Source organism: Ammonicoccus luteus, assembly GCF_050880385.1.
GTDB lineage: Bacteria > Actinomycetota > Actinomycetes > Propionibacteriales > Propionibacteriaceae > Enemella.
This window is the reverse complement of record NZ_JBNZCI010000006.1, coordinates 107,975-129,118: the sequence shown is the minus strand read 5'-3', so window position 1 is coordinate 129,118 and position 21,144 is coordinate 107,975. Positions and strand designations below refer to the sequence as shown.

Genomic DNA, 21,144 nt, shown 5'->3' with positions numbered 1-21,144 from the left:
GATCAGCCGTGCGGGCATCACCAGGTCCTCACCGGCCGACAAATCGCCCGGGTCAGCGCTGGTCGTCGCGCCCGGCGTACCCCCTTCCTGTCCCTCGGGGGAAGTGTTCGAGCGCTTGCGATCTGATCCGGAATCTGGATCAGATCCGTACGCCTTGGCACCCACCTCCAGAACCCCGCGAGAAGCCGGCGCCGAACGATCCGGCCGGCGGCGCCGGCGTGCAGCCACCGACTGCCAAAACCGACTGGCATCAAGTGGCTGTCGAGCTGCAGGCAAGCGACGACCAAGAATGTCAGAGGCACCTGCGAGCGTTGACTCATGGACGAGATCCCCCGCAACCAGCACCCGATCATGCATCCGAACACTCCGTTCGACGTGCCGGGATATATCCGGAAGGTACGCAGGGTCCGCGACCTGAGCCAACGCGAGCTCGCGCTGCGGATGAGCGTGTCCCAGGCGACCGTCGCCCGGTGGGAGACCGGGGAGATCGAACCGTCGATCTCGACGTTCCGGCGCCTGCTGGCGCTGGCCGAGTGGGATCTGGAGGTGATGGACGACAAGAACGACCTCCCGGCGTCGATGAGCCCGCACGCCGTGCGGGACCGGCAGGGCCGACGCTGTCCCGCGCACTTGGACGTGCAGATGTCTCACAACCATGCGCCCCCGTCCGGCGGTCACCCCGGCCGGCACTGGTGGGTGCCGGGCCGCGGGGAGCGTGACTGGCACCGGCGGAAGGCACAAGGGTTCGTCCCCCATGACCACCCGCACCAGGCGGAAGTTGACGAGTTCGTGTGGGCAATGGAGTGGCAACGAGGCGCCCACCAACGTCGCTGGCTCGCGAGGTGGCGAGCTCGGCAGTCCGTGCGGCCCGATCCCGAGTGTGAGTGCCAGGACCCGTGTTTCGTTGCCGACCACTGCGTGCCCGGCTGCGCATGTGGGTGCGAGGTCCGGGGCGAGGAGCGACCACCCCACTGGAGCGATCCGCCGAAATGGACCCCGCCCGAGATACCGGACGAGGCTGCCGGTGCGCCCAGGTGGAGGCCTACGATCGATTGGCGAGTCGGACGCATCCGGGAGTGCGACGATTGGCGGGTGTGGCGGATCCGGGAGAGACCGACGGTTGGCGAGTGAGGCGGGTCCGGGAGAGAGCGAGGATTGGTGAGTCCGGCAGACGGCGAGATGATCACGTGGGAAGAGCTGGCCGCACGAGCCCTGGCGCGGCAGTTCCCCGCGGCGAGCGGCGTGCGGGCCACCAGCGAGGATCTCGTTCACGCCCTCGTCCACCTGATGGGCCCGATTCAGGCCCAAGCCGCAAGGGCACCGTTCGTGGCCATTTGCGCCCGCGACCCCGAGGGGGTCGTGGACCACGCAGCGATCACGGCGGCGTACGAGTCGCTCGCCATCGTCCGCGGGAGCAGCATCCGCGGGACCGTCCACACGAGCACCGCCGAGGCGCACCCGGTCCTGGATTCCCTGACCCGTTCGGGCATCGGGTCCCGCTGGCGGCAGTGGCTGCCCTTCGAGCGCTCGTCGCCGGAGGACCTGTGGGCGGGATTGGAGCGGTACGCGGCCGAGGAATGGCGGACCGTCGCGGACCTGCGCGCGTTCATGTTCGGCTGGCTCACCGAGCACGAGTCGGCCGACGCGAGTGAGGCGACGTTGGGGCACGTGGGGAAGTACTTGGCGTTCGGTCACGGTGGTCTGATCCGCCGACCGTTGAAGGGTGGCTGGGAGGGACAGGGGGCGCCGGGGTACCGCGCCGCGTCAGCCCTGCTCGGCGACCGATCGGCCGTGCTCGCCGATCCCGAGGGCGCGATCCGCTCCGCGGTCCGCAGCCATCTCCGCTGCCACGGTCCGTCGAGCACGCAGGACATCGCGTGGTGGGCCGGCCTCGGGCTGCGGCAGGTCGGCACGGCCGTGGAATCGCTCGGCGCGGAGTTGACGTCGCGCACGGGGCCGGACGGGCGGGCGTACCACGATCTCGTGCACCCGCCCGCCAGCGGACGCGACCTGCCCGGAGTCGTGCTGCTGCCGGAGTTCGACAGCCTGCTGTGCGCCTACGATCCGGCGGGCCGGACCCGATTCATCGACCCGGAGCACCACCGGATCCTGTTCCAGTCCGCGAACGGCCTGATCCGACCGCCGCTGTTGGTGGACGGACGGATCACGGGCTATTGGCGATTGGAGGGCTCGGGTCGTACGCGGAGCCTGACCGCCTTCTGGTTCCCCCGCACGCGGCGGCCCCGGATCGCCGAGGTGCGCGCCGCGGCGGAAACCGTCACGCGGGCGCTGCCGATCGAGCTCGGCGAGGTCCGGGTCACCCGGCACGCCTGAGGCAAGCGCGGCTGAGGCAAGCGCGCCTGAGACACGCGCCGCTGGAGACAGGCGCGCCTGAGACACGCGCCGCTGGAGACAGGCGCGCCAGAGACAAGCGCCGCTGAGACAGGCGCGCCAGAGACAAGCGCCGCTGGGGCGCGAGCGGCCGGCGCGCCCGCCGGGACGGATCAGGTGATCGACGCCTGATAGATCGAGTCGATCGACTCCGCGAGGACCGCGTCGAACTCCTGGTCGTTCTGCTGTGCGCTCAGCCCCTCGGTGAGGGCCCGCGAGAAGCTCGCGATGAGGCCCTTGTTCTCGGAGAGGAGCTGGTTGGACTCGTCGCGGCTGTACCCACCCGAGAGCGCCACCACACGCATCACGCGCGGATGGGCGATCAGCGGCGCATAGAGGTTCGCCTGGGTCGGGATCGTGAGCTTGAGCATCACCTGACGATCGGTGGGCACCCTGTCGAGGTGGTCGGCCAGCTCCTCGAGGAGGAGGTTCTCGATCTGGACCTTGTCCTCGGCCTTGATGTTGACCTCGGGCTCGATGATCGGCACCAAGCCCTTGTCGAGAATGACCGAGCCGACCTCGAACTGCTGGGCGACGTTGGCCTTGATCCCCGACTGCGAAGCGGCCGAGATTACCGAGCGCATCTTGGTGCCGAAGATCCCCTTCGCCACGGCCCGGTCGAGGAGCTCCTCGAGCTGGGGCATAGGCTTCATCAACTGCATGCCGTCGGTCTCGTCGGCGAGGCCCTTGTCGACCTTGAGGATCGGGACAACGCGCTTCTGTTCCCACAGATAGGTCGCGGTCTCGACGTTCTCGATCGAACGGTCCATCGTCTGCTCGAACAGGATCGCCGCGAGGATCTTGTCACCAGTGAAAGAGGGGCTGGTGATGATCCGGGTCCGCATCTCGTGGATGAGGTCGAACATCTCCTTCTCCCCGGAATATTCACTCTCCTCAACCCCATAGAGGCGGAGCGCCTTCGGCGTGCTGCCGCCGCTCTGGTCCAGTGCCGCGATGAAGCCCTGGTCGTTGGTCATCCGCTGCGCTTGTTCGTTGTTCATGCCAGCCTCCTCCATTGAAGTGCACGTTCACCTCCGAGGCTAGCCAACCGGGCTGACAGCTTCAGGGGATTGCCGGCGACGACCGACAGAAGTTAGCGACGCTGCGCGTCGGGCTCCTTGGCCACGCCCCACCGAAACACCTCACGGCGGCCGCGGCGCTCGGGAAGGACCTCAGGCGAGACCGCCCAGGGCGGCAACCGAGCGCGCATCCCGCCCAAGAACGGTCAGCACGAAGTCCTCGTCGCGCCAGGTCGCGAGCACCGGCAGCCCGGTGTCCCGCAAGATGCCGTCGGCCTCGTCCCCGGTGAGCACGTGCGGATCCGCCGGCCGCCGCCAGTGCACGCCCACGACGTGTCCGTCGTCCGCCAGGTGCGTCCCGAGGCGATCGCAGAAGAGACGGGCCTCGTGGGTGGTCAGGTAGTACAGCACCTCACTCACCACCACCAAGTCGAAGTCCGTCGCCGGCCAATCCGTCCGCGCGTCCCACTCGGTCACCGTCACCCCCGGCCGGCCCGCGAGCCGCCGGCGTGCGCGCTCCACCGCCGCCGGCACGAGATCGCACGCGAGCACGTGGTCGGCGCGCTCGGCGAGCCCCTCGGTCAGCACCCCGATGGAGCAACCCGGTTCGAACACCCGGCGATAGCGGGGGCGCGGCAGGGCGGCGAGAGTGAGCGCGTACTTCCGCTGCTCATACCACCGCTCCGCATACCCCCACGGGTCCGCCGACTCCGCGTACTGCTGGCACAGCCACCGATCACCCACGGAACACCAGCTCCCGCGGGGAGACCAGCCGCTCGAACGCGAACGGTGGCACGACCGGAGCGTCGGCCGGGTGCGGGGACAGCGGCCGGAGCTGGGAACGGAACTCGCAGGCCGCGCGCCGTTTGTGGTCGCGCTGGGCGGGGGTGAGGTGGTGGAGGTACGCGGAGTCCCAGCCGAGCCCGGACCCGGTCGGGTGCGCCCAGTGCCACATCCAGACGGGGTACTCCCACAGTTCCCCGCCCGCGGACCGCGTGCACACCCGGGCCGCCGCCCGGCCCGCCGCCTCGTGGTCGGGGTGCTGGTCGTGCCGCCACGGCACGAGCCACCGGTCCCCGGGCCGGAACAGCGGACGCAGCCGCTCGGCGATCGCGTCCTCGTGCTCCCCCAGGCGGCCGTCCTGCAGCTCGCAGCGCAGCGGCGGGGCGAGCCCGAGTCGCGCGTACGCCCGCCGGGCCTCCGCCACCCGCACCCGGCCCAGCTCGGAGGGGCTGAGGGTCGGGGAGTCGGGGTACGCGGCCGTGCCGTCGGTGAGCTGGACGCCGATGACCTCGGTCCCCCGGTCCGCGAGGCGGGCGAGCAGGCCGCCGACGCCGAGGACGTCGTCATCGGGATGGGCGGCGATCACGACGACCCGGCGCCAGTCGTCGAACGCGAGCTCGGGCAGGTCCGGGCGCCAGGCCTGCCAGGTGGACGCGGGTGTGCCGCGGTCCTCCTCCCCCACCACGAACCCCCGGTCGCCGTCGTCGCCGTCGAGGCTGGCCGCGGCGGCCAGGTCCAGGGGGTGGCCGCTCGGCGCGTGGCCGCCCGGCGCGTCGGTCTCCGGGGCGCTCACGGTTCCTGACCCAGCACGAGCGCGCCGAGGGCCGCGAGGTCGCGGTCGCCGTGGCTCTGGCGGACATACACACTCAGGTCGGCGACACTCGCCGCGTGCCCGGGATCCTGGCACAGCGGGCCGGCCCCGAGTGCCCGGCCGACGTCGTCGATGACCGCGGCGGCCGTGCGCTCGACCAGGGCGCGCACCTGGAGGGCCCGGATGCGGGCGGCCAGGAGGTCGTCGGGGTCCGCGTCGAGTTCGGCGGCGGCAGCCGTCATGGCCCACCGGGCCGCCGTCAGCGTGGCGTCCACCCGGCCCGCGTGCGCGCGGGTGAGCGGGTCGTCTCGGCCGGTGGTGAGGAGCGCGTCCGCGACGGCGTACGCACCCCCGAGCCAGCACGCCGCCACCCCCGCCCCGCCGTGCCAGAAGCCCGGGCGATCGAGGTACCCCGCGCCGGGCGCTACGTGGCGCGCCGGGACGCTGCTGAAGTGGACCGACCAGGTGCGGCTGTCCGCCATCCCGGCGTTCGCCCACCGGGGTTCGTTGCGGACGCCGGGGTGGGCGAGGTCGACCGCGACCAGGTGGCGCTCATCGGGGGCGTCGGCGTCGCGCACGGTGACGAGTGCATGGGAGCACCAACCGGCCCCGGAGCACCAAGGCTTGGTCCCGTCGAGGATCCAGGTGGTGGCGTCCCTGCGTACCCCCACCACCTGCGGCCGCGGCGGCTCCGCCGCCCACACCCCCCACCACTGCCCCGGCTCCGGGGGCGCGTGGCCGAGCTCGGTCAGGATCGCGGTCGCGTCGGCGTGGGCCTCGAGCAGGCGGCCGGCGACGAGGTGGTCGTGGGACCAGGTGGTGAGGGTACGCCACCGCTCCCCGGTGCGGCCCCTCCCCGGCAGGGGCAGGTCACCGGCCGCCGCGAGGCGCGCGCACACGAGAGCGGGAATGTCCGGGGTCATGGGGTGAGTTCCTCCTCCAACCGCGTGAGGTGTCCGCCGAACCCGCCGGGCACCCGGTTGTCCCGCCGGGCCGAGGTGATGACGGGCGTGGTCGCGGCCCAGTCGACGGACCGGCCCGCCGCGAGGCAGCGGGCGACGAGGTCGACGTCCTCGTGCTCGCGCAGGGCGCGGAAGCCGCCGACCGCATGATAGGCCTCGGCCGACACGGCGAGGTTCGCGCCGTGGATGTGGCGGTGGCCGGCGCCCTGCCGATAGGCATCGTCGTGCCTGCCGCCGACGCGGGGGTCGCGGCCGAGCCAGTCCGCTACGACGATCGTGCCGGCGCGGACGTCGTGGCCATACGCCGCCGATGTGATGATGCCCGCGAACCAGTCGGGCGGGACGATGGAGTCGGCGTCGGTGGTCGCGTACCAGACGCCCGGCCCGGTCGGCGCGGCCTCGAACCCCGCCCGCCGGGCCGCACCCGCGCTGCGGTGACGCACCTCGACCGCCCGCACCCAGGACGGGATGCGGGCGGCCGTTGCGTCGGTGCAGTCGTCGAGGACGACGGTCACGGTGACCGGGACGAAAACCCGGTCCATGGCACGGCGGAGCGAGGCGAGGCACGCTCCGATGAGCTGTTCCTCGTTGCGGGCGGGCACGACGACCCACACCGCACTCACAGCGTGAGTCGTCACGCCGCCGTGCCCTGCGTACTCGAAGTCGGACCGGCTCAGGCGAACCGCTCCCACGCCCGGTGACCACCGAGGAGGGCGAGCAGATCGTCCGCGAGACCGCCGACCTCGCCGACCAGCACACCGGGGGCCTGGAGATCGATCCCCGCAGCCTCCGCGACGCTCTCCGAACCGGAGACGACGGCGATGGCCTTGGCGTGGCGGTACATCTGATCGAGCAGCGTCTCCACCCGCGGGTCGATCGTCTGCGCACCCTGCCAGGACCGCGCGTCGCGGGCCTTGCCGATGTCCGGGCCCGGTGCGCCCGAGCCGACGATCACGAGACCGTCGAACTCGATGGAGGCGGCAGTGGTGTACGACCGCTGCACCGGCACCGCACCCCCGAGCTTGCCCCCCGTCGGGGCGATGAGCAGCGGGACCGTGCCGGCGTCGTCCAGCGCGCTCACGAGACCCGCGACTGCACCGGGATCGGTGTCGTCGTCAACGAGGATGCCGATCTGGCGGCCGTCGACCGGGAAGGTCTTCCCCACCTGGCTCAGCGCGGCCGACGTCGCCGGGTCGGCGGTGTCGTTGTGCTCGAGCTTCGGCTCGGGCGCCTCCAGACCGAGGCCGGCAGCGACCTCGGAGCACAGCTCGGCGTCGATCTCGGCGAGGTTCTGGAGCTGGCGGATCCGGATCGCTTCCTCATAGCACTTGCTGAGCTCGAAGGTGTACGCCCCGATGATGTGCTCCTGCTCCACCGGCGACATCGAGCGATAGAACAGCCGCGCCTGGCTGTAGTGATCGTCGAACGTCGCCGGGCTCTCCCGCACCATCCGGGAGGCCTCGACGGCCTGGGGCACGTCGATGAACGCCTCGGTGTCGGCCGCGGTGAACGGGCAGCCGCCGTCGAGGGAGTTCGGGCGATAGGGCGCCGCGCCGGCGTGCACCGCCTGCTGGTGGTAGCCGTCGCGGAGCATGTCGTTGACCGGGGCCACCGGACGGTTGATCGGGATCTGGCTGAAGTTGGGACCGCCCAGGCGGATGATCTGGGTGTCGAGGTACGAGAACAACCTGCCCTGCAGCAGCGGATCGTTGGTCACGTCGATGCCCGGCACCAGGTGGCCGGGGTGGAACGCGACCTGTTCCGTTTCGGCGAAATAGTTCGTCGGGTTCGCGTTCAGCGTCATCGTGCCGATGATCTCGACGGGGGCGAGTTCCTCGGGGACGAACTTCGTCGGGTCGAGCAGGTCGATGCCCTCGAACATCTCGTCCTCGGTGTCGGGGAAGACCTGGACGCCGAGATCCCACTGGGGCAGCGCACCGCCCTCGATCGCGTCCGCGAGGTCGCGGCGGTGGAAGTCCGGGTCAAGACCGTTGGTGAGCAGTGCCTCGTCCCACACGACGGAGTGAACGCCGAGCTTGGGCTTCCAGTGGAACTTCACCAGCGAGGTCTCGCCGGCGTCGTTGACGAGCCGGAACGTGTGGACGCCGAAGCCCTCCATCATGCGGAAGGACCGCGGGATCGCCCGGTCCGACATGCCCCACATGACCATCGCCTGCGCCTCGGTGTGGAGGGAGACGAAGTCCCAGAAGGTGTCGTGCGCGGTCTGGGCCTGCGGGATCTCCCGATCCGGGTGGGGCTTCACGGCGTGGACGAGGTCGGGGAACTTGATCGCGTCCTGGATGAAGAAGATCGGGATGTTGTTGCCGACCAGGTCGTAGTTGCCCTCGGTGGTGTAGAACTTCGTCGCGAACCCGCGCACGTCCCGCACCAGGTCCGAGGACCCGCGGGAGCCCGCGACGGTGGAGAAGCGCACATAGACCGGGGTGCTCACGCCGCCGGCCAGGAATGCGGCCTTGGTCAGCTTGCTGGCCTTGCCGTTGGATTCGAAGGTGCCGTGGGCCGCGGCGCCACGGGCGTGAACCACGCGCTCAGGGATGCGCTCGTGGTCGAAGTGCATGATCTTCTCGCGCAGGTGGTGGTCCTGCAGGAGCACGGGGCCGCGCGGGCCGGCCTTGAGCGAGTGATCGGTGTCCCGCAGACGTGCGCCCTGGGCGGTGGTCAGGGTGGGACCCTGCTGCTGGCGTTCACCGGCCTTCGCGCCGGTGGCGCTGACGGCCGCCGGTTCGGACTGGTCCGGCTTGGGCGGAAGCGGCTCACGCGGGTCGGTGGGTTCGGCGACACTCGGGGCCTCGCTGCCGGGGGCTCCCGGGACGAAGTTGGACTTATCTGTCACGGCACTCTCCATCGAGTCGTGGCAGCCGCGCCGGGCGGCTGCCCGGATCTGGACTCCATCAGCCTAACCGCATATCGACAAATAGATATCCCCTTTGGGGTGGAGACTTGCCTCCGTCTGCGACGTACGATCGAAGTGCGGCCCGGCCGTGGCCGACCCCCGAGCAGCGCGGCCGGGTCGCCTCACCGAGCCGGGTCGCCTCCCCAGCCGGGTCGCCTCACCCAGCCGGGTCGCCTCACCCAGCCAGCAGGTCTCGAACGAGCGGGATCACCCGGGTGCCATAGAGCTCGACAGCGCGCATCGACTGCGCGTGCGGCATCGGGCCATTGCTGTATTTCAGATCGAACCGATCCAGCCCCAACAACCCAACCGTGTCGGCGATCTTCCGCGCCACGGTGTCCGGGGAGCCCACGTAGAGGGCGCCGCGCTCGATCTCGCGGTCGAACTCACCGCGGCCGACGGGCGGCCAGCCCCGTTCTGCGCCGATGCGGTCGCGGTTCGCCTTGAAATGCGGGAAGAGTTCTTCTCGCGCCTGTTCATCGGTCGGTGCGATGTGGCCGGGGGAATGTACGCCGACCGGCAGCCGCCCGGCACCGATCTGGTCGAGCGCCTGGTGATAGAGGTCGACGAACGGACGGAACCGGTCAGTGGGGCCCCCGATGATCGCGAGCATGAGCGGCAAACGATAGGACGCGGCGCGGACGACGGACTGGGGTGAGCCGCCGACGGCGATCCAGGTCTTGAGCGAGCCGCCCTCGGTCTTCGGAAAGACGTCGGCCGAGTGCAGCGGCGCCCGGAGGCGCCCCTGCCAGGTGACGGGCTCCTCCGTGAGAAGGTGCGCGAACAGGTCGAGCTTTTCTGCGAACAATTCCTCGTAGTCCTGCAGGTCGAACCCGAACAGCGGGAACGACTCGGTGAATGAGCCTCGCCCGAGGATGACTTCGGCCCGGCCGTTGGACAGTGCGTCGACCGTGGAGAAGCGCTCGAACACGCGTACCGGATCATCCGAACTCAACACCGTCACCGCCGAACCCAGCCGGATGCGCTCGGTCCGCGTGGCCATGCCGGCGAGCACGATCTCGGGGGCAGAAACCGCGAAGTCGTCCCGGTGGTGCTCGCCGACGCCGAGGAAGTCGACCCCGGTCTCGTCGGCGAGGACTGCTTGGTCGACAAGATTGCGGATCACCTGGGCAGCCGTCTCCGGAGCGCCGTCCTCGCGCACCGTCACATCACCGAACGTATCCAACCCGAGCTCGACCATCATGCGCCTCCTGTGCTTGTTCAGGTCAATCAAACCGGCGCCGACCACGGTCCGATTCGAGTGTCCGCGCCGCAACTCCCGTCCTGATCGATCGAGTCCGGGAGAAGGGGTGCGAGCAATTGCGTTCTGATCCAGATTCTGGATCAGTTCTGTACGCCGGGGACACCACTTCCGACAGTTGCGTTCTGATCCAGATTCCGGATCAGTTCTGTACGCCGGGGACACCACTTCCGACAGTCGCGTTCTGATCCAGATTCCGGATCAGATCCGTACGCCGGGGACACCACTCACGAAACGAGAAGAGCCCCGGACCACTTGGGTCCGGGGCTCTCTCAGTGCGTTAACGCAGGATCACTTGAGGATCTTGGTGACACGGCCGGCGCCGACGGTGCGACCACCCTCGCGGATGGCGAACTTCAGCTCCTCCTCCATGGCGATCGGCTGGATCAGCGTCACGGTCATGTCGGTGTTGTCGCCAGGCATAACCATCTCGGTGCCCTCGGGCAGCTTGATGGTGCCGGTCACGTCCGTCGTGCGGAAGTAGAACTGCGGGCTGTAGTTCGAGAAGAACGGCTTGTGACGGCCACCCTCGTCCTTGTTCAGGATGTAGACGCGGGCCTCGAACTCGGTGTGCGGCGTGGTCGAGCCGGGCTTGATGACGCACATGCCGCGCTCGACGTCTTCCTTCTTGGTGCCACGCAGCAGCAGACCGACGTTCTCGCCCGCCTGACCCTCGTCGAGGATCTTGCGGAACATCTCAACACCGGTGATGGTGCTGGTCTGCTTCTCCGGACGGATGCCGATGATGTCGACGGTCTCGCCGGTCTTGACGATGCCACGCTCGATGCGGCCGGTGATGACGGTGCCACGACCGGTAATGGTGAAGACGTCCTCCACCGGCATCAGGAACGGCTTGTCGACCTCGCGCTCGGGCTGCGGAATGTACTCATCCACAGCAGTCATGAGCTCGCGGATCGAATCGGCCCACTTCTCGTCGCCGTTCAGCGCCGGGAAGGCAGCCACGCGGACGACCGGGCAGTCCTCGTCGAACTCCTGGGACGCCAGCAGCTCGCGGACCTCCATCTCGACGAGCTCGATGAGCTCTTCGTCGTCGACCATGTCGCACTTGTTGAGCGCGACGACGATCGCCGGCACACCGACCTGACGCGCCAGCAGCACGTGCTCGCGGGTCTGCGGCATCGGGCCGTCGGTGGCGGCGACCACGAGGATCGCGCCGTCCATCTGGGCCGCACCGGTGATCATGTTCTTGACGTAGTCGGCGTGACCCGGGCAGTCGACGTGCGCGTAGTGGCGCGCCTCAGTCTGATACTCGATATGCGAGATCGAGATCGTGATGCCGCGCTGACGCTCTTCCGGGGCCTTGTCGATCATGTCGAACGGCGACGCCTGGTTGAGGTCAGGGTAAGTGTCGTGGAGCACCTTCGAGATCGCCGCGGTCAAAGTGGTCTTGCCGTGGTCGATGTGCCCGATGGTGCCGATGTTGCAGTGCGGCTTGGTCCGCTCGAACTTGGCCTTTGCCACGTGGGCTCCTTCGTGTGTAATGCCGGGCCGGTTGCGCGGCATCGTTCCTGATGGACGGTCTTGCTGGACTTGGCTGGGCCCAGTCGACCCAGCCAAGTGTTCTGCACAGTTGCCCGGTAGTCAAACCGTTTCAACCGCGCGCGTATGTCATTCCCCGCGTGCCTTCTGGATGATCTCGTCCGACACGGTCCTGGGGGTCTCGGCATAGGAGTCGAACTCCATGGCGTAGGAGGCCTGGCCCGAGGTCTTCGAACGCAGATCACCCACATAGCCGAACATCTCCGACAGCGGCACCAGCGCCTCGACGACCTGGTTGCCGTGCTCTTCGCGCGTGCCCTGCATCTGGCCACGACGGGAGTTGATGTCGCCGATCACGGTGCCCAGGTACTGATCCGGGGTGGTCACCTCGACCTTCATCATCGGCTCGAGGAGAGCCGGATCAGCCTTGCGGGCGGCCTCACGGAACACCTGCAGACCGGCGATCTTGAACGCCAGCTCCGAGGAGTCGACGTCGTGATAGGCGCCGTCGAGAAGCGTGACCTTGATGTCCTCCACCGGATAACCGGCGAGCACACCCGTGGTCATGGCCTCCTGGATGCCCTGGTCCACAGCGGGGATGTATTCCCGCGGGATGCGGCCACCGGTGACGGCGTTGACGAACTCATAGCCCGCGCCCGCTTCCTGCGGCTCGAGAGCGATGATGACCTTCGCGTACTGACCCGAACCACCCGACTGCTTCTTGTGGGTGTATTCGACCTTCTCCACCGGACGACGCAGGGTCTCGCGATAGGCGACCTGCGGCTTGCCGATGTTGGCCTCGACCTTGAACTCGCGCTTCATGCGGTCGATCAGCACCTCGAGGTGCAGCTCGCCCATGCCGGCGATGATGGTCTGACCGGTCTCCTCGTCGGTGTGGACGCGGAAGGTCGGGTCCTCCTCGGCGAGACGCTGGATCGCGGTGCCCAGCTTCTCCTGGTCGGACTTGGTCTTCGGCTCGATGGCCTGCTCGATGACCGGGGCCGGGAAGTCCATGGACTCCAACACGACCGGCGCCTGCGGGTCGCAGAGGGTCTCACCGGTGGTGGTCTGCTTCAGCCCCATCACGGCGACGATCTGGCCGGCACCGACCGACGCGATCTCCTCACGCTTGTTCGCGTGCATCTGATAGATCTTGCCGATCCGCTCCTTCTTGCCGGTCGCGGAGTTCAGCACCTGGGTGCCGGCCTCGAGCACGCCCGAATAGATGCGGACATAGGTCAGCTTGCCGAGGTGCGGGTCGGCGGCGATCTTGAACGCGAGCCCGGCCATCGGCTCCGACGCGTCGGCGTGCTTCTCGACCCGCTCGTCCGGATTGCCCGGCTTGAAGCCCTCGATGGCGGGGACGTCGGTGGGGGCGGGGAGGTACGCGATCACCGCGTCCAGCAGCGGCTGGACGCCCTTGTTCTTGAACGAGGTGCCACAGATCACCGCGGTGACCTTGGTCGAGATGACCGCACGGCGGATCGCATGCTGCAGATCCTCGACAGTCAATTCCTCCTCCATGAGGAACTTCTCGGCGATCTCGTCATCGACGTCGGCGAGCTGCTCGATGAGGGTCTGGCGGGCCTCCTCGGCGGCATCCTTCATATCGGCCGGGATCTCCTCGACCTCATAGTCCTCGCCGATGGCGGTCTCACCGCGCCAGGTGAGCGCGCGCATCTTGACCAAGTCGACGACACCCAGGAAGTCGGCCTCGGCACCGATCGGCAGCTGCAGGACGAGCGGGGTGGCCTTCAGGCGGTCGACGATGGTCTTCACGACGTGGGTGAAGGATGCGCCGGTGCGGTCCAGCTTGTTGACATAGCAGATCCGCGGCACGTGATATTTGTCCGCCTGGCGCCACACAGTCATCGACTGCGGCTCGACACCGGCGACACCGTCGAACACCGCGACCGCGCCGTCGAGCACGCGGAGCGAGCGCTCCACCTCGACGGTGAAGTCGACGTGCCCCGGGGTGTCGATGATGTTGATCTGGTGTTCTTTCCAGTGACAGGTGGTCGCGGCGGAGGTGATGGTGATGCCACGCTCCTGCTCCTGCTCCATCCAGTCCATCGTGGCGGTGCCATCGTGGGTGTCACCGATCTTGTAGTTGATGCCGGTGTAGAACAGGATGCGCTCGGTCGTGGTGGTCTTGCCCGCGTCGATGTGGGCCATGATGCCAATGTTGCGGACCTTGCCCAGATCGGTCTTGATGTCGATGGCCACGGATCGTCCTTGTCTGTTTCGGTTCGGATCTCACGAGAGTTCCGCCGCCCGTTCCGGGCGACACGGGGTGGGGACCCACGTCACGGCAAGCCCCCGGACGGCGATCAGTCGGGGCACGCGCTGGGCGTACCCCGACTGAATGATCACCAGCGGTAGTGAGCGAAGGCCCGGTTGGCCTCGGCCATCTTGTGGGTGTCCTCGCGGCGCTTCACAGCGGCACCGAGGCCGTTGGAGGCGTCGAGGATCTCGTTCATGAGGCGGTCAGCCATCGTCTTCTCACGACGCTGACGCGCGAAGGTGACCAGCCAGCGCAGGGCGAGGGTGGTCTGGCGGCCCGGCTTCACCTCGACGGGGACCTGATAGGTCGCACCACCGACGCGGCGGGACTTGACTTCGAGGCTGGGCTTGACGTTGTCGAGCGCGCGCTTGAAGGTCTGCACGGGGTCCACGCCGGTCTTGGCCCGGGTGCCCTCGAGTGCGGTGTAAACGATGTTCTGCGCGACGGTCTTCTTGCCATCGACGAGGATCTTGCTCACCAGTTGGGAAACCAGCGGCGAGCCGTAGACCGGGTCGACAGGGATCGGGCGCTTCGGGGCGGGTCCCTTTCGAGGCATTACTTCTCCTTCTTCGCGCCGTAGTGGCTGCGAGCCTGCTTGCGGTTCTTGACACCCTGGGTGTCGAGGGAACCGCGAACGATCTTGTAGCGCACGCCCGGAAGGTCCTTCACACGGCCACCGCGCACGAGCACCATCGAGTGCTCCTGCAGGTTGTGACCCACGCCAGGGATATAGGCGGTCACCTCAATGCCGGAGGACAGCTTCACACGAGCCACCTTGCGCAGCGCGGAGTTCGGCTTCTTGGGGGTCGTGGTGTACACACGTGTGCACACGCCGCGGCGCTGGGGAGAACCCTTGAGCGCGGGCGTCTTGTTCTTGCTGACCTTGTCGGTCCGGCCCTTGCGGACCAGCTGCTGGATTGTGGGCACCGGCTGGTATCTCTTTCCGTTCGTTCGTTCTGTCGAGTCTGTCGGTTGCCCTCTGCGGAGGACATCGACGGGGAGTCGGGCACAGGTCACCACGGCCGAACAAGTCCGCTCAGGCCGGCAGTTCGCTGCATGTGCTTGCCACACCCGTGTCCTCGGACAGGAACGCTGGGCACGCACGAGAGTCCGGGCATCCCGAACACAAGGATCAAGGTTATCCGCTGTGTGTCGCTGGGTCAAAAAGGGTCCATATAAGCGATCCAGTCACGATGGGCGATCACGTCGAGCCCGTCCCCCGCGGCCCCGCCCCGCCTCTCACCTCTGCGCCTTGAGCCTGGGTCACCGTCGCTTCACGGTGCGCCACGCGAGGGCGAGGGCGAGGGCGGCGATGATCGCGGGTACGCCGGCCAGCACGAGCGCCAACCACGGCGACGGGCCCATGAAGACCGGCACCCACAGGATCGGTGCCAGTGCGGAGCCACCGAACTGGCAGGCCAGCATGACCGAGCTGGCCCCGGCACGGTTCGTGGGGGCTGAGGTGACAGCGAGGTTCTGGGTGGTGGACCGGCAGGCAGTCCCGGCGACCCCGCCGAGGCCGACGAGCACGACCACGGCCCCCACCCCGATCGTGCGGGGCAGCCCGGCGGTCAGCGCGATCGCCGCGCACGCGAGGCCCATCACCACGTGAACGACGAGCCCGACGGGCAGCACGCCGAAGCGGTCCATCCAGCCGCCCGTCCGGCGACCGGTCAACAACCCGGCCACCCCGAACACCGCGACCAGGACGCCCGCGAGCCCGGGGGTGAGCCCGAACTGAGCTCGCGCGTACAACGCCGTCAACACCAGGATCCCGCTCGTCGTGAGATAGGCGAATCCCGCGACGAAGCCGGCCAGCGCCAGCTTGCGGTTGGCCAGCGCCCGCCAGCGCGAGCGCGAGTCGGTCTGGGCGGCGCGGCTGGAGTCAGGGGGTGGGAGGAAGAAGAGTACGCCGGCCACGACCGCGCACACCACGAACGCCCAGCGCCAGTCCACCGCTGCCGCCAGACCGCCGGCGAGGGGCGATGCCGCCATGCCCAAGGCCTGCAGCGAGCCGAACACCCCGAGTGACCTGTTGAGCCTATGGGCCGGGACCGCGTCGGTGATCGCGCCGACGAGGACGGGCGTGGTGAACGCGTTCGACGCGCCCTGCAGGATGCGCGCGAGGAAGAAGATTTCGAAGCTCGGGGCGAAGACGGCAGCGAGGGAAGCGAGGGCATAGACCAAGTACGCCGCCCGCACGGTCCGCCGCCGACCGATCCGTTCGGCCAAGGTCCCGGACACGAGCATCGTGGCGGCGAACGGGACGAGGTAGGCGGTCAGGGTCGTGCTCGCGACCTCGACGCTGACCTCGAACTCACTGGCGAGCTCGGGCAGCATCGTGGTGACCAGCGAACCGCCGAACGGCCCGAGGAAGCCGCCGATGAACAGCGGCCACGTCCGTTCCTCCCTGACCCGCACGGTGTCAGAGTTCCTCGCCGGCCTCGATGCGGCTGAACAGGGCGACCCGGTCCGCGTGCCGGCCGCCCTCGAAGTCCGCGCCGAGGAACGCGTCGACGATCGCCTTCGCCATGTCCACGCCCACGAACCGCTCACCGACGGCGACCATGTTCGCGTCGTTGTGGCGGCGGGCCATGGCTGCGGAGTACGGCTCCGTGCAGACCACGGCCCGGACACCGGGCACCTTGTTGGCCGCGATCGAGATGCCGATGCCGGACCCGCACACGAGGACGCCGAACTCCGCGTCGCCCGTCGCGACCGCGCGTGCCGCTCGCGCACCCCACACCGGATAGTCGGTCCGTTCGGTGCTCGTGGTGCCCACATCGACGATCTCGTGGCCGAGAGCGGCGAGATGCTGCGCCAGTTCCTGTTTCAGGCCGAACCCGGCGTGGTCTGCTCCCATTGCGATTCTCATGTCGCACCTCTCGTCTCGGCGGTTAGGCTGGGGACGTACCCCGACACATACACCATCAGGATGCAGTCATGCGCCCTTCCCTGACGTCCGAGGTTCCCCCGATGGACGGTGCGATGCGTCAGGGCCGGGTCGTGGTCATCACCGGAGCCATGGCGGCCGGCAAGTCGACGGTGGCCGAATTGTTGGCCCAGCACCTCCCGCATTCCGTCCATGTCCGGGGGGACAGTTTCCGTCGCATGATCGTGAACGGCCAAGTGGCGATGACGCCCGACCCGTCCCCGGCAGCGATCGAGCAGTTGCATCTGCGCTATCAGTTGGCGGCGGTCACTGCCGACACCTATGCGGCGCACGGGTTCGACGCGGTCGTCCAGGACGTGATCATCGGCGCTGAGCTCGAGCCGTTCATCGCCCGCATCCGCACCCCGGATCGGTTCCTCGTCGTCCTCTCCCCGAGCGTCAGCGTGCTCGAGTGGCGCGAGCAGAAGCACCGGCGCAAGGAGGGGTACGTCCACTTCTCCGCCCAAGTCATGGACGCCGCTCTCCGCAAGGAGTCGGCCCGCATCGGCTATTGGCTCGACTCGTCGAGCCAGACCCCCGAGGAGACCGTTGCGGACATCCTGAGCAACCTCGACCGGGCACGGGTCTAGTTGCCGCCGAGGTCACCGCTGCCGCGTCGGCATGGGCTGGAGGCGGCCTGGCTGCGTACCCCCGACCGCACCACCCCGCCCCCTCCCTGGGCGACCATCCGGGACTTCCTGGTCGCCCGGCTCACTCCCCTGGGCCCCGAGGGAGTCGACCGGAAGCTGACCGAGGGCGGGTTCGTCGACGCGACGGGCCGGCCGTGGACGGGGGCGGAGCCCTATCAGCCGCATACGTTCATCTGGTTCCACCGCGAGCTTCGCGAGGAGCCGGTTGTGCCGTTCACCGAGAAGGTCCTTTACCGCGATGAGCGGATTGTCGTCGCGGACAAACCGCACTTCCTATCCACGATCCCGCGGGGTCGGCATGTGGTGGAGTCGTTGGTGGTACGCCTCCGCAACCGCCTCGAGCTTCCCGAGCTGGGGCCTGCCCACCGACTCGACCGACTGACCGCGGGCGTGGTGCTGCTGACGACGGCGAAGCGCTGGCGGGGTGCCTATCAGGGCCTGTTCGAGCGCCGCGAGGTGCGCAAAACCTATCGCGCGATCGCCCCGTTCGACCCGTCGCTGGAGCTGCCGCGCCGGTTGGGTGGCCACATCGTGAAGCGGCGCGGGTCCCTGCAGGCGGAGCTCGTCCCCGGGGCGCCGGACAATGCGGAGACCCTGCTGGAGTTGGTCGCCTGGAAGGGCCGGTGGGCGGACTACCGCCTGACACCTGCCACGGGGCGAACCCACCAGCTGCGCGTTCAGCTCAACGCGCTCGGCCTGCCGATCCTCGGCGACCCCCTTTATCCGGAGGTTCTCGACGTGTCGATCGACGATTTCTCGACGCCGCTGCGGTTGCTGGCCGAATCGCTGGAGTTCACCGACCCGGTCGACGGGCGCGAGTGCCGCTTCGTCTCCGAACGCACGCTGGCGTGGCCGGACCCGCCGCCGGAACGCCCCGAATAGCTGGCAATGCCGGGAGCCGTGCCGGTCGAACGACTGGTTCTTGCGGAGTGCGCTGGCTGGACACCCTCCGCGGGCGGGCGAGGCCAAGCGGAAGACTGGACGCCATGGCTCTCGGCGTACGTCTCCTTTTCCACTCCCCCCGCATCCCCCAGAACACCGGCACGACGATCCGGCTCGCAGCGGCGGTGGGGTGCGAGTTGCACCTGGCGGGGCCGCTGGGGTTCGAGCTGAGCGACACCAAGCTCAAGCGGGCCGGGCTCGACTATCACGATCTCGCGCACGTCGGCGTGCACAAGGACCTGGAGGGGGCGTACGCGGAGTTGCTGCCCGCGCGGGTGTTCGCGTTCACGACGCATGCGGAGGTGGAGTACACGTCGGTGGCTTATCGGCCCGGGGACGTGCTGCTGTTTGGGCCCGAACCCACAGGTCTTGACGAGGCGGTGCTGGCCGACCCTCGGGTGACGGGTCAGGTGAAGATCCCGATGTTGCCGGGCCGCCGATCGTTGAATCTGGCGAACGCGGCGGCGATTGCGGCGTACGAAGCGTGGCGGCAAGTGGATTTCACCTGAGGTCCCGGTTGGGACCGTCCGGGGCATGGGGTTCGAGCGCTGCAGATCTGATCCAGATTCTGTATCAGATCCGTAGCGCGCCGACCCTGATCCGGAAGTAAGGCCGAAGCCCCCGCCAGGCGGACCTGACGGGGGCTTCTGGGTGCTGGAATCAGCCGAGGACGTACTGCCCCGGCGCTGGCTCGATCGTCGGGAACTCCTTGGAGCCCATCGCCGGCGCGGCGACCTTCTCCTTGGAGCTGTGATCGGCAAGCCACTTCTCCCACGGGCCCCACCAGGAGCCCTGGACACGCTCCTGCTTGGACGCCCACTCCTCCGGGTCGCGGGTCAGATCCTGCGAGGTGCTGGTGGAGATCCGGTGCGAGCGACGCGGGTGGCCCACCGGGCTGACGATGCCGGCGTTGTGACCGCCGCTGGTCAGCGCGAAGGTGATGTCATCGGAGTCGGTGAGCAAGTTGATCTTGAAGACCGACTTCCAAGGGGCGACGTGGTCGGTCTCGGTGCCCACGGTGAACAGCGGGATGCGGATGTCCTTGAGCGACACCGTCTCGCCCTTGACCTTGTAGCGGTCGCGCGCCAGCTCGTTGTCGAGGAACATGGTGCGGAGATATTCGGAGTGCATGCGATACGGCATCCGAGTGGTGTCCGCGTTCCACGCCATCAGGTCGTTGAGGGTCGACTTGTTGCCGAGCATGTATTCCTCGACCATCTTGCCCCACACCAAGTCGTTGGAGCGCAGCGCGGAGAAGGTGCCGGCCATCTGCTCACCGGTGAGATAACCCTTCTTCCACATCTGGCTCTCCAGGAACGCGACCTGGGCCTCGGTGATGAACAGGCCGAGCTCGCCCGGCTCGGTGAAGTCGGTCTGCGCGGCAAACATCGTCTGCGAGGCGACCGGGTTGTCCTTCTGCTTGCCGAGGTAGGCGTTCGCGATCGACAGGATCGTGCCGCCGAGGCAATAGCCGACGGTGTGGATCTTCTGCTTCGGAACGATCGACTGCACAACCTCGATGGCCTTGAGCACACCCTCGTTGAGGTAGGTCTCCATGCCGAAGTTGCGGTGCTCCTCGGTGGGGTTGATCCACGAGACCGTGAAGACCGTGTGGCCCTGGTCGACCAAGTACTTGTACAGCGAGTTCGTCTGGCGGAGATCCAGAATGTAGTACTTCATGATCCACGCCGGGATGAACAGGACGGGCTCCGCGTAGACGTTCTCGGTGGTCGGCTTGTACTGCAGAACCTCCATCACCTCGTTGCGGAACACCACCTCACCCTCGGTGACGGCGAGATCCTGGCCGACGGCGAGACCGTCCGGGTTCGGGTTCGCCTGGCGCAGCGCCGACTGCTGCCAGTCGGTGACCAGGTTCCACATGCCCTCGACGAGGTTCTTGCCCTTCTGCTCCTTGGTGGTGGAGAGAACGTCGGGGTTGGTGATCGGCGAGTTGCTCGGCGATGTCGCGTCGACCATCTGCATGATCGCGAAGTTGATCAGGCGCTGCTGCGGGGCCTCCAGGCCCAGGACCTCGCTGGTCGCGGACTCCCACCACTCACGGCTCAGCAGGAACTGCTGCGACATGACGTTGAACGGGAATCGCTGCCACGCCTCGGATCCGAAACGACGCTCGGAACGGGACGGCTTGACCAACGGCTCGGGGTTCTTGCCCATGGCGGCCTCGAGCGTGTACTTCGCCAGCTTGCTCCAGTTGCGCATGCCCTGCTCGAGCAGCAGACCGCGCTTGCCCGGGGCCATCCAAAGATGGATCAGCCAATCCAAGTAAGCGAGCGGGATCGCCGCGGGCGACATGCCACCCGTGAGCTTCGCGAGGCTGACGTGCATCGTGCGGTCCAACTGCTCGGCCTGCTCGTCCGACAACAGCGGCTTCTTGGCGCTCACATCATCCAGGCCGGAACCCTGGGCGGGAGTTGACTTCTCGGTCACGTGTCGAATGCTCCTTAGGAATCAGGGCGGCCGATATCGGAAAGCCTCCGAGCATCGGCGCGACTCACCTACGATACTAGTGTTTTTCGGCGTTTTTCGTTCTGGAATCGTGCCGTCTCGTCGACCCAAAGGTGCTCGGCGCCTGCTAGGCAAGATGAAAGATCCATCATCTTCGCCTCATCTATAGGTCATGACTGGTACCTAGGCTGTTCGATATTCAGACCGTTCACCATCCCCCGTGAAGTCG

General features: G+C 68.1%; 19 protein-coding genes. 5 read left to right on the top strand and 14 right to left on the bottom strand.

Going from position 1 to position 21,144, the window contains the following annotated elements; all coding sequences use genetic code 11:
- Positions 1–318: 318 nt before the first annotated feature.
- Entirely contained in the window at positions 319–1,131 is an 813-nt protein-coding gene (locus tag ACQ260_RS13900; protein ID WP_432560057.1) for a helix-turn-helix domain-containing protein, read from the top strand.
- Positions 1,132–1,158: 27 nt separating this feature from the next.
- Positions 1,159–2,334 carry a DNA glycosylase AlkZ-like family protein gene (locus ACQ260_RS13895; protein WP_432560056.1) on the top strand — a complete coding sequence of 392 codons (1,176 nt, stop codon included), beginning with the start codon at positions 1,159–1,161 and terminating at the stop codon, positions 2,332–2,334.
- A 170-nt stretch (positions 2,335–2,504) separates the two neighbouring features.
- Here ACQ260_RS13895 and ACQ260_RS13890 read toward each other — a convergent pair whose 3' ends face one another.
- From ACQ260_RS13890 to rpiB, 13 genes are all read right to left on the bottom strand, one after another.
- Positions 2,505–3,392 carry a fructose bisphosphate aldolase gene (locus ACQ260_RS13890; protein ID WP_432560055.1) on the bottom strand — a complete coding sequence of 296 codons (888 nt, stop codon included), beginning with the start codon at positions 3,390–3,392 and terminating at the stop codon, positions 2,505–2,507.
- A gap of 171 nt (positions 3,393–3,563) precedes the next feature.
- Entirely contained in the window at positions 3,564–4,154 is a 591-nt protein-coding gene (locus tag ACQ260_RS13885; protein ID WP_432560054.1) for a class I SAM-dependent methyltransferase, read from the bottom strand.
- A complete protein-coding gene (locus ACQ260_RS13880; RefSeq protein WP_432560053.1) occupies positions 4,147–4,986 on the bottom strand; it encodes a PIG-L deacetylase family protein in 840 nt (279 codons plus the stop codon). Before ACQ260_RS13880 ends, ACQ260_RS13885 begins: the two co-directional genes overlap by 8 nt.
- Positions 4,983–5,927: an acyl-CoA dehydrogenase family protein gene (locus tag ACQ260_RS13875; RefSeq protein WP_432560052.1), complete on the bottom strand. Its 945-nt coding sequence runs from the start codon at positions 5,925–5,927 to the stop codon at positions 4,983–4,985. The genes ACQ260_RS13880 and ACQ260_RS13875 overlap by 4 nt, the downstream gene beginning before the upstream one ends.
- Entirely contained in the window at positions 5,924–6,604 is a 681-nt protein-coding gene (locus ACQ260_RS13870; protein WP_432560051.1) for a glycosyltransferase family 2 protein, read from the bottom strand. The genes ACQ260_RS13875 and ACQ260_RS13870 overlap by 4 nt, the downstream gene beginning before the upstream one ends.
- A 35-nt stretch (positions 6,605–6,639) precedes the next feature.
- Positions 6,640–8,820 (bottom strand): catalase, encoded by a 2,181-nt coding sequence (locus ACQ260_RS13865; protein ID WP_432560050.1) that lies wholly within the window; start codon positions 8,818–8,820, stop codon positions 6,640–6,642.
- A 235-nt stretch (positions 8,821–9,055) separates the two neighbouring features.
- Positions 9,056–10,084, bottom strand: a complete 1,029-nt coding sequence (locus ACQ260_RS13860; protein WP_432560049.1) for an LLM class flavin-dependent oxidoreductase — start codon at positions 10,082–10,084, stop codon at positions 9,056–9,058.
- A gap of 348 nt (positions 10,085–10,432) precedes the next feature.
- Positions 10,433–11,623 carry an elongation factor Tu gene (gene tuf, locus ACQ260_RS13855; RefSeq protein ID WP_432560048.1) on the bottom strand — a complete coding sequence of 397 codons (1,191 nt, stop codon included), beginning with the start codon at positions 11,621–11,623 and terminating at the stop codon, positions 10,433–10,435.
- 147 nt (positions 11,624–11,770) lie between these two features.
- Positions 11,771–13,816: an elongation factor G gene (gene fusA, locus ACQ260_RS13850; protein ID WP_432560140.1), complete on the bottom strand. Its 2,046-nt coding sequence runs from the start codon at positions 13,814–13,816 to the stop codon at positions 11,771–11,773.
- Between the two features lie 194 nt (positions 13,817–14,010).
- Complete coding sequence (gene rpsG, locus ACQ260_RS13845) at positions 14,011–14,481, bottom strand: 30S ribosomal protein S7 (protein ID WP_432560047.1); 471 nt, start codon at positions 14,479–14,481, stop codon at positions 14,011–14,013.
- Entirely contained in the window at positions 14,481–14,852 is a 372-nt protein-coding gene (gene rpsL / locus ACQ260_RS13840) for a 30S ribosomal protein S12 (protein ID WP_432560046.1), read from the bottom strand. The genes rpsG and rpsL overlap by 1 nt, the downstream gene beginning before the upstream one ends.
- Positions 14,853–15,188: 336 nt before the next feature.
- Complete coding sequence (locus ACQ260_RS13835; RefSeq protein ID WP_432560045.1) at positions 15,189–16,346, bottom strand: MFS transporter; 1,158 nt, start codon at positions 16,344–16,346, stop codon at positions 15,189–15,191.
- Positions 16,347–16,350: 4 nt separating this feature from the next.
- Positions 16,351–16,800: a ribose 5-phosphate isomerase B gene (gene rpiB, locus ACQ260_RS13830; RefSeq protein WP_432560044.1), complete on the bottom strand. Its 450-nt coding sequence runs from the start codon at positions 16,798–16,800 to the stop codon at positions 16,351–16,353.
- A gap of 68 nt (positions 16,801–16,868) precedes the next feature.
- Here rpiB and ACQ260_RS13825 point away from each other — a divergent pair, with 68 nt between their 5' ends.
- The 3 genes from ACQ260_RS13825 to ACQ260_RS13815 all read left to right on the top strand — a co-directional run bounded on the left by ACQ260_RS13825 (position 16,869) and on the right by ACQ260_RS13815 (position 18,958).
- Positions 16,869–17,447: an AAA family ATPase gene (locus ACQ260_RS13825; RefSeq protein WP_432560043.1), complete on the top strand. Its 579-nt coding sequence runs from the start codon at positions 16,869–16,871 to the stop codon at positions 17,445–17,447.
- 96 nt (positions 17,448–17,543) lie between these two features.
- Positions 17,544–18,389, top strand: coding sequence for a pseudouridine synthase (locus ACQ260_RS13820; RefSeq protein WP_432560139.1), 846 nt, complete (start codon positions 17,544–17,546; stop codon positions 18,387–18,389).
- Between the two features lie 104 nt (positions 18,390–18,493).
- Positions 18,494–18,958, top strand: coding sequence for a tRNA (cytidine(34)-2'-O)-methyltransferase (locus tag ACQ260_RS13815; RefSeq protein WP_432560042.1), 465 nt, complete (start codon positions 18,494–18,496; stop codon positions 18,956–18,958).
- A gap of 151 nt (positions 18,959–19,109) precedes the next feature.
- Here ACQ260_RS13815 and ACQ260_RS13810 read toward each other — a convergent pair whose 3' ends face one another.
- Entirely contained in the window at positions 19,110–20,897 is a 1,788-nt protein-coding gene (locus ACQ260_RS13810; RefSeq protein WP_432560041.1) for a PHA/PHB synthase family protein, read from the bottom strand.
- Between the last annotated feature and the right edge of the window lie 247 nt (positions 20,898–21,144).